This window comes from Pelagicoccus enzymogenes, assembly GCF_014803405.1.
Lineage (GTDB): Bacteria > Verrucomicrobiota > Verrucomicrobiia > Opitutales > Opitutaceae > Pelagicoccus > Pelagicoccus enzymogenes.
In genome coordinates, this window is the sequence record NZ_JACYFG010000051.1 from 1 (window position 1) to 17153 (window position 17153).

A 17153-nucleotide genomic window follows, 5' to 3' on the forward strand; every position below is an offset into this window, starting at 1 on the left:
ACCGGCCTGGAGAAGTTCGCCGGCACCGAGACGGTGCAGCGCCCGCTGCTCGACGAGTTCGGCGAGCCGGACATCTCCGGGGCCATGGTCAACGTGAAGGAGAAGGTCTACGGCTTCTCGCACTACCACGGCCTGCCCGAGCCGCTCTACGACAAGTTCGCCGCCGAGCCGCTGATGCCCACCTGGGCGCTGGACCTCTACTCCGGCGTCCTCGGCTGGATCCTGCTGGCCCTGGGCGTCCTGCTGCTGGCCGGGGCCCTGCCGCGCCTGGCCCTGCTGGCCAGCGGCCTGGTCTACGTCTCCCTTTCCGTCGGCCTGGTGCTGCTGAACGAGAGCGGCGGGGTGGCCTGGCTGGGCACCCACGTCCTGCTGGTGGCCCTGGCCCTGGCTCTCGTGAAGTACAACCGCTGGGCCGTCGCCGGCGACAAGCTCTAACCCCTTACCGACCCCCGATACCATGACCCAAGACAGCAAGACCAGCCTTCCCGGCGCCCCGCTCGCCCGCCGCGAGTTCGTCAAGAACAGCCTCGTCGCCGCCGGCGGCGTGATGCTCGCCCCCGCCTTCGCGCGGGCCCAGTCCTCGCCCGCCGGCGAGATCAACGTGGCCCTGGTGGGCCTGGGCGTGCAAGGCCGCGTGCTGCTCGACGCCATGCTCAACGTGCCCGGCCTGCGCTTCCGCGCCGTGTGCGACATCTGGGAGTACAGCCGCACCTACGGCCAGCGCAAGCTGGCCAAGGAAGGCTTCGAGGTGAACGCCTACCAGGACATCGAGGACATGCTGGAGAAGGAGAAGGACCTCGACGCGGCCATCGTCGCCACCCCCGACCTCTGGCACGCCCGCCACACCAACCTCTGCCTGAAGGCCGGGCTGCACGTCTACTGCGAGAAGATGATGGCCCGCACGGTGGAGGAGGCCCGCTCCATGGTGCTGACCGCCCGGGAGACCGGCAAGCTGCTGCAGATCGGCCACCAGCGCCGCTCCAACCCCCGCTACCAGCACTGCTACAACAACCTGATAAAGAAGGCCAAGATCCCCGGGCGCATCACCAACCTCAACGGGCAGTGGAACCGGGCGGTCACCCCCGACGTGGGCTGGCCCAAGAAGTACGCCATCGACGAGGCCACGCTCAAGAGGTACGGCTACGCCGACATGCACCAGTTCCGCAACTGGCGCTGGTTCAAGGACCTCTCCGGCGGGCCCATCTCCGACCTGGGCGCCCACCAGATCGACATCTTCAACTGGTTCCTCGACGCCTATCCGAAGTCCGTCTTCGCCTCCGGCGGGGCCGACTACTACCCCTCGCGCGAGTGGTACGACAACGTGATGGTGATCTACGAGTACGACACTTCCTACGGCCCGGTGCGCGCCTTCTACCAGACGCTCACCACCACCTCAGCCGGCGGCGGCTACTGGGAGTACTTCATGGGCGACGAGGGCTCCATCAAGTTCTCGGAGAACCCGAGCCTCTCCAAGATCTACCGCGAGGAGCGGGCCCCCAGCTGGGACAAGTGGATCGACCTGCACTACCTCACCCAGTCCGAGGCCCCGGCCCCGGCCAAGGACGCCAAGGTGGACGTGCGCGAGACGGCGCCCCTGGCCCAGTTCGACATCCCGGTGGCCCTGGACAAGCCGCCGCACCAGCCGCACCTGGAGAACTTCTTCTCCGCGATCAAGGGGGAGGCCAAGCTCAACGCCGACGGGGAGCACTCCTTCAAGAGCGAGGTCGGCATCTTCCGCGTCAACGAGGCGGTGGCGGCGAGGCGCGTGCTCGAGTTCCAGCCCAGCGACTTCGAGGTGTAGAAACAAGGGTGGGACGTCCGCTCCGCGGCCGTCCTGCTGCCCGCGGAGCGGCCAGCCCACCCGTCGCCCGCGGAGCGGCCGACCCACCTGAAACAGATAATCCAAATTACCGAATTATGAAAAAGACATTGCTGACCCTGGCCGCCGTATCCGCGGCCTCGATACTGGCCGCGGCCGACAAGGCCCCCATCGAGCTGGACTACCCGGCTCCCTTCCTCTCCGGCACTCCGGTGCCCATCGTGCTGCCCAATCTGGAGTCTCCCGACGCCCCCCAGCCCACCGTCCTGGCCCCCGCCGGGGTCTCCAACATCGCCTTCGGCAAGGAAGTCACCTCCTCGGACGACTTCCCCATCATCGGCGAGCTCGAGCTGGTGACCGACGGGGACAAGGAGTCGGAGGAAGGCTACTTCGTGGAGCTGGCCCAGGGCCCGCAATGGGTGCAGATCGACCTGGAGAGCACAGCGACGATCTACGGGCTCGGCCTGTGGCACTTCCACACCCAGAAGCGCGCCTACGTGGACGTGGTGGTGCAGCTCTCCGACGACGAGTCGTTCGAGAGCGGCGTGACGACGGTCTTCAACAACGACCACGACAACTCGCTGGGCTTCGGGGCGGGCCGGGACATGGCCTACGTGGAGACCAACAAGGGCAAGCTGATCGGCGCGAAGGAGACGAAGGCCCGCTACGTTCGCCTGTACTCCGACGGCAACACCAGCAACGAGATGAACCACTACGTCGAGGTGGAAGTCTTTGGAGAGTACTAGCTCCAAGTCGTATCTTTTCTGGGTCCCAGCAATCGTCTTGCTGGGACTCGCTTTTTGGCTGCGCAGCGAGAGTTCGCAGCTTCGTCTTTTCCATGCCGACGAGGGCGTCCAGTCCTATCAGGCTTGGCGTTTGATAGAGACGGGGGAGTATCGCTACGACCCCAGCGAGCACCATGGACCGCTGCTTTACTATTTGGCCAAATGGATGTCTCCGTTTCTCGAGGACGAGGCAGGTCAATTATCCGATGACGGTATGCGGCGGGTACCGATCCTTTTCAGCCTTGCCACCCTGGTTTTGGGCTTGCTGGCGTTTCGCGGGGAAGGAATGGGCTTGGCTCTGCTATGGGGATTGCTCTTCGCGGCGGCTCCTTTGAATGTGATCTACGGATCGTACTTCGTCCAGGAGGCCTTGCTGGTCTGTTTCACGGTGGTGTTTCTGGTTGCGGTCTATCGCTACTGGCAGCGGCCTTGTTGGAAGTGGGCGAGGGTTGTGGGTTTCTCGCTTGGCCTCATGCATGTCACTAAGGAGACTGCCGTTATCCATGTGATGGCTATCGGCTTGGCTTGCGTATTGGTCGCTTGGATACGAAGGAATAAAATCTCGGTAGGACCGCTTACCTTGCTCAAGCACGCATCAGTCGCGATCGCCTTTGCCTTGCTCTTGCATTGCCTTTTCTTCTCCTCGTTTTTTCGCAACCCGCAAGGTATCTGGGATGGTTTTGCCACTTTTTTTCACTACGCGGATCGCTCGCAGGGACAGGGACATGAAAAGCCCATGTTTTATTACCTGAGCTTGCTGTTGCCGCAGCGACTGGAAGGGGTTCGCTGGGGCGAGTTGGCGTTTTTAGTAGCGGTCCTAGTAGGAATTTTTCGCACCTTTTGGCGGGTGAAGGAAAAAGGGTTTTCAGCTTTCGTAGTCTTGAGCGGACTTCTGATGTTTTTAGTGTATTCGCTGATTCCTTACAAGAATCCATGGTTGTTGCTGGGGCCATACTGCTTGCTCTGCTTTGCGGCGGCCTTGGGAGTGGTTGACCTGCTGCGCATGGGAATTACGGAGGCGGAGCCGTTGCGGCGTTGGACGCTGCTCGCGGCCGGAGGTGGGGTATTGTTGCTGGTGGGCGCTGAGTTGCGAGTGAATGTAGACAAGGCGATTTTTCGATATGCGAGCGCGACACGTAATCCTTATTTGTACATGCACACGACTCCGCGCTACGCAAAGCTGTTGGAACGCTTGGAGTCGGTGCCAGCGGGAATCGACGTTTCCGTATATAGCTCCGACGCGGCTTGGCCGTTGCCCTGGCATTTGCGCGAGCGAGAACGGATTGGCTATTGGACGGATTTGGAAACGTTTGAGCGAGGAGGTATCGATTTGATCGATACGCGATTGCTGGAGGGGCGAGAGGGCCTTCTTGGAGATGGAGGGTTTTGGGAGTTGCACGGATTGCGTCCTAATACCTTGCTTGCGCTGCGGGCTGACGATGGGATTGCAGCCGAATGGATAAAGGCCAATGCTAAGGATTGACGATAGAGCCGAGCTTTTCAGCTTTCGCCACGAGGCGATGGCTACGGACTTGGTTGTGGCCATCGGCGGAGTGGACCAGGAGTACGCGCGACAAACGGCGCAAGCGTTTTTCGCCCGCGTGGACGAAGTGGAAGGCAAGCTGAGCCTGTATCAGGAAGGTAGCGACGTGACGCGTATCAACCGTATGCAGAAAGGTGCCGAAACGCGAATTTCCGAAGAGTGCATGGAGTGCTTGGAGCTCGCCATGAGGGCGAGCGCTTTGACGGGGGAACGTTTTCATCCGTTCCTAGGTTTGCAGGCCTTGAAGGTGAAGGGGAAGGTGCCGGCTTATTTGCAGGAGACGGTTCAGGCTGACTCGTCTGGGGGTCGTAACTCGTCAGTGCAAATCGACCCTTCGAGTCGTTATCTCAAGAAATTGGATACAGGTTCGATTTTGGATTTTGGAGGGATCGGCAAAGGTTACGCCTTGGATCAAGGCATGCTGGAGATCGAGGATTGGGAAGTTCCCGTGGTGATGGCCAACTTTGGCGGAAGCACCCTGCTTTTTCGCGCGGAAGAACAAGCGGAACCATGGACAGCAAAGCTCGATGGGATGGAGATTGAACCGTTTCGCAGAGGAGCGTTTTCCAGCTCGGGAACGGGCTTCCAAGGAGAGCACATCGTGAGTCCGGCGGGCAATCCATTGCTTTGGACCCGCAGCTTCGCTCGGGCCGAGTCTGCGGCTTTAGCAGATGCCTTGACGACGGGAGCGATGCTGATGGCCGAAGCGGAATTGGAAGCGCTTTGCGCCGTGGAGCCGGGGCTTGTCTTGGCGGCGACGGGCGAAAGCGGAACCTGGGGCACGCGTCGCTTCTGCGCTTGGAAAGGATAGGATGGACTGCTTCTTGGTTATTCCCTGTTTGAATGAAAGCGAGCGGGTGCCGGTGTTTCTGCAGTCGCTTTGCCAAGCGATCGAGACCAGCGGATTTTCGGTGGGCGTCCAACTGGTGGACGATGGATCGGGAGCGGAAGAAGTGGAGCGGCTGCGGAAGGTAGTCGCCAAGTGTAGGGATCGTTTTCGCTTCGTGACGGAAGTCTACGCCATGCAGAAGAACCGTGGCAAGGGAGCGGCGGTTCGCAGCGGTTGGGCTTTAGCTCCGGATGAAGCAAAGGTATTGGGGTTTGTGGATGCGGACGGATCGGTTTCGGCGAGCGAAACCGTGCGATTGCTCAAAGAAGCGATGAGTGAAGAGGGAGCGTACTTGCTCATGGCGAGTCGGAGGGCTGCGGGCGCGAAGGCGCATCGCTCGCTTTTGAGGAAGTGGGTAGCGGCCGGGTTTGCCTATTTGGTGAAGCGTTCCTACGGTATTGGCGTGATGGATACACAGTGTGGTTGCAAGTTTCTGGATGCGGCTTGGTTCCGCAAGCATGACTGGGAGTTTCGCGAGGAAGGTTTCGGCTTGGACCTGGAATTGATTTTGAAGGCCAAGGCTACGGGGTGCCGTTTGCGGGAAGTGGGGATCGCCTGGCATGAGGAACCCGGCAGCAAGGTGGGGGTAGCCGACGTTTGGACTTTGGGTAAAGCGGTCCTGCAGCGTCGGATTGGCTCCTGAGTTATGGGGCTCGGTAGCGCTCTTCCGTAAAAGGAGTTGCTTCTGCAGCGCGGACGGCGTGGAAGCCGTCCCTCCATTGATCTCGTATTGCCTTCGCGGGGTATTCAAAAATAAACGTCCTAGCCTTGCGGCCAGGACGTCCATTTAGGGGTAGGGTGTTTTTTGTATCTAGTTCCCACGCGGTTAGCGCAGAGACTCGAATTTGTTGTGCCTCACGAAGTAGAGGGCGGCTGCGGTGACGAGCAGGTAAATTGATATTTGGCTGACGGCGGTTCCTGATTCTTGGGTTCCGAGCAGCATTTGGCCATAAGCCAAAGATACGAGGGTTAGGGCGATCAAGGCGAGCACCCATTTTGTCTTTACGCCTAGAAGCAGCAAAAGTCCGAGCAGGATTTCAAGGTAGCCGATGCTGTAGGCGTAGAGTGAGACCAGAAACCCGGGAAGGTCGGTTTTCTCGAACGTCGAAACGATCCAGTTTACGACTCCGTTGTAGTAGGCGCTGAAGCTGTAGTCGCCCTCTTGGTTTTTGAATTTGCCGAGTCCGGCGGTTAGCATGAGCAGGCTGAGGAAGAGTCGAAACGAGATAAAGGCCCAGCTTTCGGCGGACCAGTAGAGAGGAGACCCACTTCGTTGGGCATTCTTTCGTGGCATATGGGATATTTGGGTATGAGGTTCTGTTGAGGGTCGAATGCTCCGCTTCGTGGGGCGGGAACGCGTTCGAGTGGGGAATGTGCTTTGTGGAGGTTGCGGGCCCTAGGGCTTGAGCCAGCCTTGGGTGAAGAGCTCCGCCTTTACCTCGTCGTTCTCGTCGTGGAACCACTCCTTGCGGGCGATGCGTCGCATGAAGTAGGTGACCACGGTGGAGGTGTTGACGATGAAGAAAGAGTAGAGCAGGGCGGGCCAGAGGATCGCGGCGGCGACGGCGTCGTCCTTGAAGGTGAAGAGAATGATGGCGAAGGCTAGCGGACCGTTCTGGATACCGGTTTCGAGGGAGACCGTGCGGGAGGAACGGCGGTTCATGCCGAGCGCCCGGCTGACCCAGTAGCCGAAGAGGAAGCCGCCCAGTCCCAGTCCGATGCTGGAGAAGAGGATGGCAACGTCGGCTTTGAGGAGGTTTCCGAAATTTCGCGGGAGCCAACTTACGATGAGGAAGAGAATCACTATGATTCCGAGCGCGGCGCCGGTCTCTTCCATGTTCTTGGCCCATCGCTCGCTGCGGGAGCGAAGGTAGACCCCGCCTGCCACGGGCACGAGGCAGGCGATGAGGGATTTGATCACTTCCGCCGTTTCGACCTTGATTTCGTCGGTTTGGAAGGGGCCCGTGTAGAAGGCCAAGAGGAAGGGCATCGTGATCAGCGCGGTCGCGGTGGTGATGGAGCTGAGCGAAATGGAAAGGGCCAGGTTCCCTTTGGCGAAGTAGTTGAAGAGGGAGGATGTGGTGCCGGAAGGGCAGCAGGCGACGATGATGATGCCGATCGCGACGAAGGGATCCAACTTGAAGAACACGGCCATGCCGTAGGCCAAGACCGGCATGATGATGTACTGGGAAAGAAAACCCACCACCACGGGCTTGGGCGTTTTCAGCGACTCCTTGAAGTCCTTACCCGAGAGGGAGCAGCCGAGGCCGAACATGATGACGAGGATCATCACTGAAAGGAGCGTCTTCTCCAATGGGGTAATCATTGTTGGCTAAGCTATTGTTGGCCACAGGGTTTTCCAGAAAATAATTTTTTTACGAACGAAGGGCGAGGCCGCCCTGCTCCGTGGGATATTTGGCGGTATCTGAGGCGAATCGCTTAACGTTGGATCGCGGGCGACGATAGCCTAGCTATGAAGCGTCTTTTCATAGCAGCGCTCGCTTTGGCGTGCGCGTGCTCGGCCAAAGAGTATGAACCCAACGAGTTGGAGATCGCAGTCCACCGTCGGGAAGTCTACCAGTTGGCACGGGACTATGTGGTGGATACCTTCAATTTGCAGCTCATCGAAGAAAGCGAGTTCAACCCGGTGCGCTTCAATTCGAATGGGGTGTGGGGCGACTTCGAGGCCCGCATCAAGGAGCTCGGAGGGGATCGCTACGAGGTGCAGGGGTGGGTCAACGCGGTCGGGCACGAGAAGGCTCGCATTCGCTGGGCGGTGCACATCCGCTACGGAATCGTGGACCCTCAGGCCTGGCGCTACATGAAGATCGACGAAACGATCGAGAACGAGCCGGAGATTCTGGGATGGAAGTTTGGCGAGTTCCGCAGTCCGCTCTACAAGGCGGACTATGATCCGCTTTTTGTGGCCCGCGTCTTCAAGAAGGACGCGCGAGCGAGAAAGAATTGAGGAGGGCGGAGCCCTCGCTGGCTCAGGGCGAATTTCTGGCGTGCCATCGATTCGAGCAGGGCGCTGACGATCCGATCCGCTGCGCTTTTCATGCTGGCTGCTGTCAGTCGAGCTTGGCCTTGAAGCTTTCCGTCGGGAAGTACTTGCCGGGGCACTGGGTGTGCTTGGGATGGATGAGGGTGTGGGTAGTCACGCGGGAGGCGGACAGCTGGGCCTTGTCCATGAGGTATTCCACGAGGGCTTCCAGCGTTTCCATCTGTTTGGTGGTCGGGCGGGTCTTGGAGAAGTCGCCTACCAGGCAGATGCCGATGCTGATTTGGTTGAGGGCGTAGCTGGACACGTGCCCTCCATGAATCTGCTTTTTCCATCGGTCGCCGATGTAGAGTTCGCCATCTTTCATGCCGCGGCCGTTGCCGATGACGAAGTGGTAGGCGAGGCCGTTTTCCATGCGCCGCTCGTTGCGGTGGTAGTTGTCCATGCCTTTGGCGGATCCGACTCGCGTGGCGCTGTGGTGGATCACGATGTGTTTCCATTGGTTGGACTTGGCTCGGATGCGGTTCAGGGTTGCGAGGTCGGAGCTATCCAGCTGGGGCCCTTGGGGGATCACCGTACCGGGCGCGACGGGGATTTTGATGACTTGGCCGATCTTGATGCGATTGGCCCGCCGGATGGAGTTGAGGTTGGTGAGCGTGTTTAGGCTGACGCCGTACTTGGTGGCGATGTCGGAGAGGCTGTCCCCGGAGCGCACCTTGTACTCGATGTAAGTCTGAGCTGGGGCCGCGGCGGCGCTGCTTGCGGTGGTTGCCGCGTCGCCTTCCAAGGGAATCTTAATGATTTGTCCGACGCGGATGCGGTTGGCGTTCCCGATGGCGTTGAGGGCAGTGAGGGCTCGCAGGCTGACTCCGTGTTCCTTGGCGATGTCCGAGAGATTGTCGCCGTTGCGGATCTTGTACTCGGTGTACTGGGGAGCCGCGGCGGGGATGTTGAGCTTCTGGCCTACGGTGATGGCGTTGGCGTTGCTCAGGTTGTTGGCGTCCTTGATGGCCTGTACGGAAACCTTGTAGGCGAGAGCGATCTCGGTAAGGGTTTCGCCTTTTCGCACGCTGTGTACCGTCGCGGCCTCGACGCTCGAAACAAAGGTTGCGAGGAGGAGTGCGGCGTATGCGAAAAGTTTATACATTTGGTGGAGGCTTAGGCCCTCTTTTTCTTCTGGCGTTTTTTTAGCTTCTTGAGCTTGTCCCAGTCTTCTTTGCGTACGATGTGGCCGACGCAGTTGTCCGAGCCGCACAGACAAGGGTGGTCTTTCCAATGTTCCAAGGCGTAGCCGTAGTCGAAGGTGATCTCCTCGCCCTCCTTGATGTCGCGCAGGGCCACGAGCCAGATTTCGCCGTCGACGTTTTGGGCCTCGCAGTTGGGCGAGCAGGAGTGGTTGGCGAGTCGAGCGATGTTCCACTCGAAGTTCCCGTCGATATCGGTCTTGTCGTCCAGCTCGAAGATATAGACGGCTCCGACGTCCTCGACGAGGGAGCGGTCGTGCTGGTCATTCGCTCGGGCAGTGGCGGTCTTTTTCTTGATCAGCTCGCCGAGGTACTGGATGACGTACTCTTCCTCGGGAATGTCCTGGGCTGCGAAAAGGCCGTTGTTGTGGATGGCAGAGGTGGAGGTGCGGACGTAGGGGAATTCGGGGGGATTGCCCTTCTTGTCCAATCCGATGTACTTCGGCGCCTTCTTCTTGGAGGATTTCTTGGATTTGGAATCTTTGCCCATGTGGTCAGGATTTGTGGAATTCAGGGCCGGGGAAGCTGCTCGAACTGGCTAGAGGAGAGGCGTTCGAAGGCAATCACTTTCTGTCTGCCGGTTTGGCCGCGCAGGATGCTGATCTGGTTTTTGGATACGCCGACCTGCTTGGCGAGGAAGGCGACGAGGGCCTTGTTAGCCTTGCCGTCCTGGGCAGGCGACTGGATGCGGACTTTGAGGGTGCCGTCCTCGAGCCAGCCGGCGAATTCGGTTTTGGAGGCGTTGGGGATGACCTTGACGGAGAGGGTATGCTGGTCTGCGGAGGAACTTGGCATGCGGGAGGCAGTCGTTATTGGGCGCTTGCGTTTCGGCGGCGAAGCAATTCTTAAGAGCTAGGAGGGATTTGATCATGACGAATCATAACGACAGAGAACCGAATTTTATCGAAAGGCGCCGGGCGGAGCCGAACTTCATCGAAAAGAAGCGCCAGTGGAAGAGCAAGATGGAGAAACCGCTCTCGCGTCGCACCTTGATGATGGTGTTGCCGACGCTGGTACTGAGCGTGTTCGTGATGATGTCGGCGCCCTACCTGAAGCTGATTATGGAGCAGTTCATGAAGGACGGGGACGACATGAGCTTCCCTATGGCCCTCAATTTGGAGGAAGAAAAGAAGGTCGAGAAGGAGGGGCCTCCGCCGGATCCGGAAGCCTTGGAACGCGAGGCATACCGGAAGAAGCTGGAGGCGGAAGGTTTCGATTGGCGTAAGAAGCCGGAAATCGAGGGGCCGGACTTGAGCTTCGCCAAGGAGCAGGACCTGCAAGTAAAGCCTTTGGACGTGGAGTTGCCAAACACGATGACGGAGCTCCGAGCGGCTTCGAGACCGTCAGAGACTCCGTCCGACTAGCTTTCGAGAATACCGGCGTATCGGCCGGCGAAAGGGGGAGCTGCTAGCAGGCGCTGTAGTTTCCGGAGAGGAGGGTGTCTGCGAGGTGCAGGCTGTCGCTCACGTCGGTGACGAGGTTCCAGAGGGTCTGCTCGCCTTCGCCTAGGAGGTTGAGGACCAGCAGGTCAGGGCCGCTGGCTTGGTCGGGCAGTTCGTCGACCTCGCGCACGACGCCGGTGATCCATTTTGCAAGGTTGAGCAAGCAGGCCATCTTGCCGGTGGTCTGGCAGTCAAGGGGCGCGTACTGGAAGCGGATTGGGTCGATGAGGGCGCTGGGCAAGCCCCACTCGCTGAGGAGGTTGAAGCAGAGGCTGGAGTGGTTGAACTTCTTGAGGCGATTGTTGAGGCTTCCGAGCTCGCGGGACTGGGCGCGGGTGGATTCGCTGATCGCCTCGGCGAGCGAGTGGATGAGGCCGATGGTGTAGGCGCGTTGCTTGTCCAAGCGATGCTTTTCAGCGAGGGTTTCCATGCAGACCGCGCAGGTGATGGCCCGTTTCCAATGGTCCGATGAGTAGCTAAGCTCGTCGCTGCTGGGCGGATAAGAGTAGAGGCCAAGCAGGTCGTACATGCGTTGGAAGCCGATAGCCGTGATGGCCTCTTCGATGCTGAGGTAACCCTCTGGCTTCCTCTCGTGCAGGAGATTCGCTTCGCGGAGAATGCGGGTGGCGAGGAGGGGCTCGAGGCGGATGAGGGGAAGGATTTCGTCCGGGTTGACGTTTCCTTCGGCTACTAGGCTGCGGAGACTCTTGCCAATGCGGGATGCGGGGGAAAGAAGTTCGAACTGTCGCTGCAGGTCGCTTACTGTAGGATTAACTGGGTCCATGCCCAGTTTTTCGCCCGCCGCGGTGGCGCGTTTAGTCGGCGGTTCTAGATTTGGTAATCGAGCCTAGCCGTGGACGGATAGCGCTGGAAAACCCGTTGGGTGGAAATGGTGTCTTCCCTCTACGGTGGGCGGGGGCTGGCGCCTAGTTTGTCGTTGGCCTGTCCAACGGATTGCGCCGCAGGGCTTATACTGCGACCACAGCTTGGGAATCGATCAAGCCGTACAGCAGCGAGATGGAGGCGCGGATAGATCGCAGGTATTTGAGGTCGGTGGGGCTGAGGTCGATTTTCCGTCCCTCGGACGCGGTGCCGACGATGAGGTAGCGTAGCTGTTGGTCGAAGGTCACGGGCAAGATGATGAAGGAGCTGGTGTCGCCTGCGGAGTGGATCCATTCGGGCACGACCTTGCTGATTTTGCCGGTTTGGGTGTCTTGGATGAGAATGTCTTCCTTGCGGGTGAGGCAGATGGAGAACACGTCTCGCTTTTCGGGGCTGACGATGGGGCGGTTCTTGACCTTGGCGAAGAGGGATCCGGAACCGTAGCGGGCGGAGAAGTTTTGCGGACTGTATTCCTCTGGAGCGAATATGAGGCAGCTGTCCAAGTCGGCGGCGGCCCTGAAAGACCTGCAGACCTCATCGAAGATTGAGGCCAGTCGGACTTTGCTTCCGGGCACGAGCGCGTTCTCGATGCTTGTGACGGTTCGCTCGAAATTCTGTCTCGAAAAGCTCAGCCGCTCGTCGGCGCTCATTTCGGAAATGGGCTTGCTTGCAAGCTGGGCCTTTATCCTGGCGTGCTTGGGGGGCGAGGGCAAGTGGACGGAGTTGAGGCGGGCCTGGAGCTTTGCGGAAGCTGGGGAGTGTCTTTCGGCAATTCCCACGGAGCGATTCAGGGCGCTGATGCTCTCGTCGACGGCCAGGAGGGCTTCGTTGACGGTTTCGATGCTGAGCGGATAGCTGGACGCAAAACGCGCTAGGACTTGGTTGAGGGCGTGGTTGAAGTCGCTCGGGCCGACATTTTCGTCAAAGACGACATTGCTTAGCGAGACGGCGAGCTCCGAGACCAGAAGTGTCTCGTCTTGTGGCGAGTAGCAGGCTCGGGAAAGCGTTTCTTGCCTGAGTTTGCGGAGCGAGTGCTGGATGTCGCGCGGCAAGTTGCTTTGTTTGAGAATGGCCTCCCCGAGAGCGAGGGGAGTGAGGCCGAAGACGAGTTTGAAGGCTTCTTCCTCGGGCATGTCCAAAGCGTGAGAGCGAGCGAGGCGATAGTCCTCGACCTTGAAGGTGGAGAGCAGCAGGTGTCCGTAGTTTCGCAGAGAGGCGCAGACGAAAAAGAGCTCGGTCTCCTCTTCTCGTCCCGGGCGCTTGGCGAGCTGCTTCGCGAGCATGCCGCTGCAGACGCAGAGGGCGGCTGCTTGACGTTGCTCGTAGGAATTGCCTCCGTAGCTGGCGTTTTCGGCGAGCATGAGGGAGATGGCGAGGTTGCGGATCTTTTCGAAGCCGACGGTATGGATTGCGTCCGATATGGTGCTGACCGGTTGGGCGCTCGGATTGTAGCCGAGGGTATTGGCGGCGCTGATGACTTTGGCGGTCACTGTAGGGTCGCGGCCGATCAGCTCTGACAATTCTCCGATGGAGATGCTGAAGGCTTTGGAGGCGAGCTGTTGGATGATCTGGATGATTTCGCTGATCGCCGTCGTCTTGTTGTCAGCCAAAGCCGATTCGATCTCGATGATCGTCTTGCGTGCGAGAGAGGGAGGCATTTGTGGGCGTTGCGTGAGTCGTTGGAGGTCTGGCTGCATGGAAAAAACAGTCCAGCTCCAATGGAATAGCAACCCGTGTCTGACGGTAGAAGGGGGGGTAAGGGCGCCTTTTACAGCTGATTTGCAAGCGTTTGCCAGAAATCGCATTGGAGGTGATGGCAGGGAACTTGTTTGTTGCCTTGTGCTTAAAAGTTATTTGGCTTCGGGGATTCAAGAGACCCCTGCTTGGGCGTCTCTCTTTTTTTTCACGAGATGAGCAGTAGCATTTGGATAGGGTTGGCGGCTCTAGGAGCTGGTTTCGTTGCCGCGTACTTCACCCTTCGTTGGTCAATGCGTCGTACTCGGCTCCAGGCTCAGGCCGAGGCGGAATCGGTGTTGGATCTCGCCCGCCGCAAGGCCGAAATCGAGACCTTGGAGGCTCGGGCCAAAGTGGAACGCGAGATCGAGGGGCTACGCAGCGATTTCGAGCGAGCGGAGCAGCGTTCCGAGCTGGAAATCGAAAACAAGCTGAAGGAGATCCGCTCCCACGAAGAGTCCATCGGCTTGTTGGACCACCAGCTGGAGCTCAGGCAAAGGCAGATCGAAAAGGAACTCGAGGAGCTGAAGCAAAATCGCGACAGCCTTTCCCAAATGTCGGCCAACATGCAGCGAACCATGGCCAACCTGGCGTCCATGGACGTATCGGAGATCAAGGAGTCGCTGCGCGAACAGGTGCGCCTCGATTGCCGGGACGAGCTCAAGAAGCTGCGGAAGGAGGTCCTAGAACGCTCGGAGGCGGAAATCCACCGCGAGGCTCGCCGTACCTTGCTGGCAGCCATGCAGCGCATTGCCAGCAAGCCGAACAACGACATCACGGCGGCCATCGTGCAGTTGCCGAACGACGAGATGAAGGGGCGGATCATCGGTCGGGAAGGGCGTAACATCAAGTGCTTCGAAACGGCGACTGGGACCACCTTGCTTATCGACGAGTCGCCCAGCATGGTGATGGTTTCCTCCTTTGATCCAGTTCGCCGGGAGATCGCCAAGACGGCCTTGGAGCGTCTCGTGAAGGACGGACGTATCCATCCGGCTACCATCGAGGAGTTCGTGGGCGAAGCCCGCAATGACGTGGACCAGATCGTGGAGAACGCCGGAGACGCCGCGGTCGAGCACTTGAAGATCTCTCGCCTGCATCCGGAAATCATCACCTTGCTTGGCAAGCTGAAATTCCGTACCTCCTATTCCCAGAACGTGCTCGAGCACTCGGTGGAAGTCGGCTTTCTGGCTTCCATCATCGCATCGGAGCTCGGTTTGGATCCGAATATTGCCAAAAGGGCGGCTTTGCTGCACGACATCGGCAAGGCGATCGACGGCGAATACGAAGGCAGCCACGCGATAGTGGGAGCCGAATTCGTGAAAGCGCGGGGGGAGGACGATATCGTGGTCAACGCGGTGGCTGCTCACCACGAGGAAGTGCCGCCTGAGTCGCTCTATGCCGCAGTGGTGATCCTAGCGGACACCATTTCAGCGGTTCGCCCAGGGGCTCGAGCGGAGACGCTGACTTCCTACATCGATCGCTTGCGGGATCTGGAGGACGTCGCCTTGTCCTTCGAGGGAATCCGGAGCGCCTACGCCATCCAGGCTGGACGTGAGGTGCGAGTGATCGTGGATCCCGAGCGCACTTCCGATGAGCAAGCCCAGACATTGGCTCGCGACATCCGGGACAAGATCGAGCAGACCCTCGAGTTTCCGAGTTCCATCCGCGTCACGGTCGTGCGCGAGCAACGCTATATCGAGACGGCCAAGTAGGGACTTCTCTTTGGCCAGCGAAGCGGGAGTCCTTCCGGTTCACGACGCGCGCTAGAGTTCGGTAGTCAATCGGGCGCTGAGGTCAGTGATGGCGGCTCCCAGCTTGACGCCTGCGCCCACGTTTCCGTCGTGGCCGGCGACGTGCAGTTTCACGGCCAGATCTTTGATGGTAGCGATGGTTTTGAGCGCTTGTTCGTTGCCCGCAGCCTTGATCGCGAGGGCGTCTAGGGTCGGAGTGAGGGCTACTTCTAGGTGGTGGAACTCCACGTATTCGCCGGCAGATGCCGCTGAGACGGTCTCGCTTGCCAGCATGTTCAGATGGGCGAGCAGTTGGGATTGTTCGTAGCCGCTCAGGTCGACGTTTTCCCAGGCTTGGGTTTCACGCGGCGCATCGTGCACGTCGTCGTATGGCGAATCGGCGCAGCCTGCCAGAAGCAGGCCAGCGGTCAGGAAACTAGTGGCAAGAAATTGATGGGTCATGGTTCGCTTTTATTGGTTGAGTGTCTGCACAACGGTTTCGTGGAGGTCTGAATTGCTGGCGATGCAAGATTCTCCTTTGGCGGGATTTCCCCCGAACCAGTCGGTTATGACTGCTCCGGATCCTCTGAGTACCGGTACGAGGGCCATGATGTCCCAGGGATTGAGGATGGGATCGAGCATGATATCGGCTTTGCCGGTGGCGACGAGGAAGTAGCCGAAGCAGTCTCCCCAGGTGCGGCAGAACTTGGTTTTCCCCAGCAGCTCCTCGAAGTTAGGACCGTTCTGGTAGTGGGGGATGGATTGCACGTCGGTGGTGAGCACGATGGCTTCGGATAGCGGCACTCCTGTGCGAGCCTTGATGGGCTTGGAATTGCAGAAGGCCCGTTGGTTGTCTCCGGAGATGCGCCTGTGGATGACCGGATAGTTGATGGTGCCGAAGATGGGTTCCCCGTCCTTGAGCAGGGCAATCATGGTGCCGAAGAGCGGGGTTCCAGCAGTGAAGGTCTTGGTGCCGTCGATCGGATCGACAACCCATTGGTAGTCAGCGGATTCGTTTATGTTTCCGAATTCCTCTCCCATGATGCCGTGGTCTGGATAGAGGGTTTCGATCGCGTCGCGTATCATCTGCTCGGTCTTGCGGTCGGCCTCGGTTACGGGGGTGTTGTCGCCCTTGGAAAGGACCTCGAGGTGGGGGGACTCGAAGTACTCGAGGATAATGCGTTCGGTCTCTTTGCAGAGTTTTCCGGTGAAAGCGTCGAATTCTTCGAATTGCATAGGGCAGGCAGATTGCTGGGCTGTGGCCCAGTGTTAAACATAAAAAGTTTCCTAAGGATTCCCGCGTACATCTAGTCCCTTGCAAAGAGCGCCAAAATGAATTTCCTGCGGGTAATGGATCCTTATTGGGACGACATGCCAATCCACGTCATCGATTTCGAAGGCGGTCCGCACTGCGGTATCGTGGAGTTTGGCGTTGTCACTTTGAGAGGATCTCGCATCGAGGAAGCCTCCACCCGCCTATGCCAGCCCAAGGCTAAGATCTCGCGCAAGGAGCAGGCGACGCACGGGATCAGCAACGAGGCGGTAAGCGGCTTGCTTCCCTTTGCCCAGGAATGGGATCGTTTCGCTCATCTGCGAGAAACGGGCCCGCTGGCGGCGCACTTCGCCTCGGCGGAAAACTCCATGCTCAAGGCCGTCTTTCCCTACGCGCGGCGCAGCGAGAACTGGATGAACCCGGGGACCAAGAGCAACGACTGGGGGCCTTGGATCGATACTGGCTATCTGTATCGGAACTATGGGGACGACGGGTCTACGCTCAAGCTAGAGGATCTCGTCTTACGTTGGGAGCTGCAGAGCGAGCTCGACGAATTGGCGGCCAAGTACTGTCCAGTGGATCGTCGCCATTACCATTGCGCTCTCTACGATACGCTGGCGAGCGCTCTGCTGCTTTTGCTCTACTGCAGCGAGCTGCGGGAAGAGAAGGCTACGATCCCTCAGCTTCTGATTGAGAGCCAAGGCAGCGCCGCCCGCAAGCAGGCTGCCGAGCAGCAGCAATTGTTCTAGGCTTCGCTTTTACGCGAGTGGCGTTTCGCATTGCCATCGCCTCGATCTCGTAGGGATGAGCG

At 59.2% G+C, this 17153-nt stretch carries 18 protein-coding genes and 1 pseudogene; 10 read left to right on the plus strand and 9 right to left on the minus strand.

Features of this window, described 5'->3' with window-relative positions:
* From IEN85_RS18915 to IEN85_RS18940, 6 genes and pseudogenes are all read left to right on the plus strand, one after another.
* Nucleotides 1–435: pseudogene (locus IEN85_RS18915) on the plus strand (hypothetical protein); the annotation flags it as partial.
* A 22-nt stretch (nucleotides 436–457) separates the two neighbouring features.
* Complete coding sequence (locus tag IEN85_RS18920) at nucleotides 458–1801, plus strand: Gfo/Idh/MocA family protein (protein ID WP_191618541.1); 1344 nt, start codon at nucleotides 458–460, stop codon at nucleotides 1799–1801.
* Nucleotides 1802–1809: 8 nt separating this feature from the next.
* Nucleotides 1810–2565, plus strand: coding sequence for a discoidin domain-containing protein (locus tag IEN85_RS18925; RefSeq protein WP_224772724.1), 756 nt, complete (start codon nucleotides 1810–1812; stop codon nucleotides 2563–2565).
* Nucleotides 2552–4087 carry a flippase activity-associated protein Agl23 gene (locus IEN85_RS18930; RefSeq protein WP_191618671.1) on the plus strand — a complete coding sequence of 512 codons (1536 nt, stop codon included), beginning with the start codon at nucleotides 2552–2554 and terminating at the stop codon, nucleotides 4085–4087. Before IEN85_RS18925 ends, IEN85_RS18930 begins: the two co-directional genes overlap by 14 nt.
* Complete coding sequence (locus IEN85_RS18935; RefSeq protein ID WP_191618672.1) at nucleotides 4074–4958, plus strand: FAD:protein FMN transferase; 885 nt, start codon at nucleotides 4074–4076, stop codon at nucleotides 4956–4958. Before IEN85_RS18930 ends, IEN85_RS18935 begins: the two co-directional genes overlap by 14 nt.
* A gap of 1 nt (nucleotide 4959) precedes the next feature.
* Entirely contained in the window at nucleotides 4960–5679 is a 720-nt protein-coding gene (locus tag IEN85_RS18940) for a glycosyltransferase (protein ID WP_224772740.1), read from the plus strand.
* Nucleotides 5680–5862: 183 nt separating this feature from the next.
* Here IEN85_RS18940 and IEN85_RS18945 read toward each other — a convergent pair whose 3' ends face one another.
* Nucleotides 5863–6330 carry a DoxX family membrane protein gene (locus IEN85_RS18945; protein ID WP_191618674.1) on the minus strand — a complete coding sequence of 156 codons (468 nt, stop codon included), beginning with the start codon at nucleotides 6328–6330 and terminating at the stop codon, nucleotides 5863–5865.
* 102 nt (nucleotides 6331–6432) lie between these two features.
* On the minus strand, nucleotides 6433–7362 hold the full coding sequence (locus tag IEN85_RS18950; protein WP_191618675.1) for a bile acid:sodium symporter family protein: 930 nt from the start codon (nucleotides 7360–7362) through the stop codon (nucleotides 6433–6435).
* Nucleotides 7363–7509: 147 nt separating this feature from the next.
* On the opposite strand from IEN85_RS18950, the gene IEN85_RS18955 reads away from it, so the two are divergent.
* Entirely contained in the window at nucleotides 7510–8004 is a 495-nt protein-coding gene (locus tag IEN85_RS18955; RefSeq protein WP_191618676.1) for a hypothetical protein, read from the plus strand.
* Between the two features lie 103 nt (nucleotides 8005–8107).
* On the opposite strand, the gene IEN85_RS18960 is transcribed toward IEN85_RS18955, so the two are convergent.
* The 3 genes from IEN85_RS18960 to IEN85_RS18970 are packed head-to-tail and all read right to left on the minus strand — an operon-like array spanning nucleotide 8108 to nucleotide 10076.
* Nucleotides 8108–9184 (minus strand): LysM peptidoglycan-binding domain-containing protein, encoded by a 1077-nt coding sequence (locus IEN85_RS18960; protein ID WP_191618677.1) that lies wholly within the window; start codon nucleotides 9182–9184, stop codon nucleotides 8108–8110.
* Between the two features lie 11 nt (nucleotides 9185–9195).
* Entirely contained in the window at nucleotides 9196–9771 is a 576-nt protein-coding gene (locus IEN85_RS18965; protein ID WP_191618678.1) for an SET domain-containing protein, read from the minus strand.
* Nucleotides 9772–9791: 20 nt separating this feature from the next.
* Nucleotides 9792–10076, minus strand: coding sequence for a DUF167 domain-containing protein (locus tag IEN85_RS18970; RefSeq protein WP_191618679.1), 285 nt, complete (start codon nucleotides 10074–10076; stop codon nucleotides 9792–9794).
* Between the two features lie 74 nt (nucleotides 10077–10150).
* On the opposite strand from IEN85_RS18970, the gene IEN85_RS18975 reads away from it, so the two are divergent.
* Entirely contained in the window at nucleotides 10151–10645 is a 495-nt protein-coding gene (locus IEN85_RS18975; protein ID WP_191618680.1) for a hypothetical protein, read from the plus strand.
* A 43-nt stretch (nucleotides 10646–10688) separates the two neighbouring features.
* Here IEN85_RS18975 and IEN85_RS18980 read toward each other — a convergent pair whose 3' ends face one another.
* Entirely contained in the window at nucleotides 10689–11507 is an 819-nt protein-coding gene (locus tag IEN85_RS18980; RefSeq protein WP_191618681.1) for an HDOD domain-containing protein, read from the minus strand.
* Between the two features lie 184 nt (nucleotides 11508–11691).
* Nucleotides 11692–13263, minus strand: a complete 1572-nt coding sequence (locus tag IEN85_RS18985) for an HDOD domain-containing protein (RefSeq protein WP_191618682.1) — start codon at nucleotides 13261–13263, stop codon at nucleotides 11692–11694.
* 252 nt (nucleotides 13264–13515) lie between these two features.
* On the opposite strand from IEN85_RS18985, the gene rny reads away from it, so the two are divergent.
* Nucleotides 13516–15051, plus strand: a complete 1536-nt coding sequence (rny, locus tag IEN85_RS18990) for a ribonuclease Y (RefSeq protein WP_191618683.1) — start codon at nucleotides 13516–13518, stop codon at nucleotides 15049–15051.
* Between the two features lie 51 nt (nucleotides 15052–15102).
* Here the strand turns inward: rny and IEN85_RS18995 are convergent, their stop codons facing one another.
* Together IEN85_RS18995 and IEN85_RS19000 are read right to left on the minus strand one after the other, a co-directional pair.
* Nucleotides 15103–15531 (minus strand): hypothetical protein, encoded by a 429-nt coding sequence (locus tag IEN85_RS18995; protein ID WP_191618684.1) that lies wholly within the window; start codon nucleotides 15529–15531, stop codon nucleotides 15103–15105.
* 9 nt (nucleotides 15532–15540) lie between these two features.
* Nucleotides 15541–16305, minus strand: a complete 765-nt coding sequence (locus IEN85_RS19000) for an inositol monophosphatase family protein (protein WP_191618685.1) — start codon at nucleotides 16303–16305, stop codon at nucleotides 15541–15543.
* 96 nt (nucleotides 16306–16401) lie between these two features.
* Between IEN85_RS19000 and IEN85_RS19005 the strand changes: the two genes are divergently transcribed.
* On the plus strand, nucleotides 16402–17091 hold the full coding sequence (locus IEN85_RS19005) for a 3'-5' exonuclease (RefSeq protein ID WP_191618686.1): 690 nt from the start codon (nucleotides 16402–16404) through the stop codon (nucleotides 17089–17091).
* Nucleotides 17092–17153: the final 62 nt, after the last annotated feature.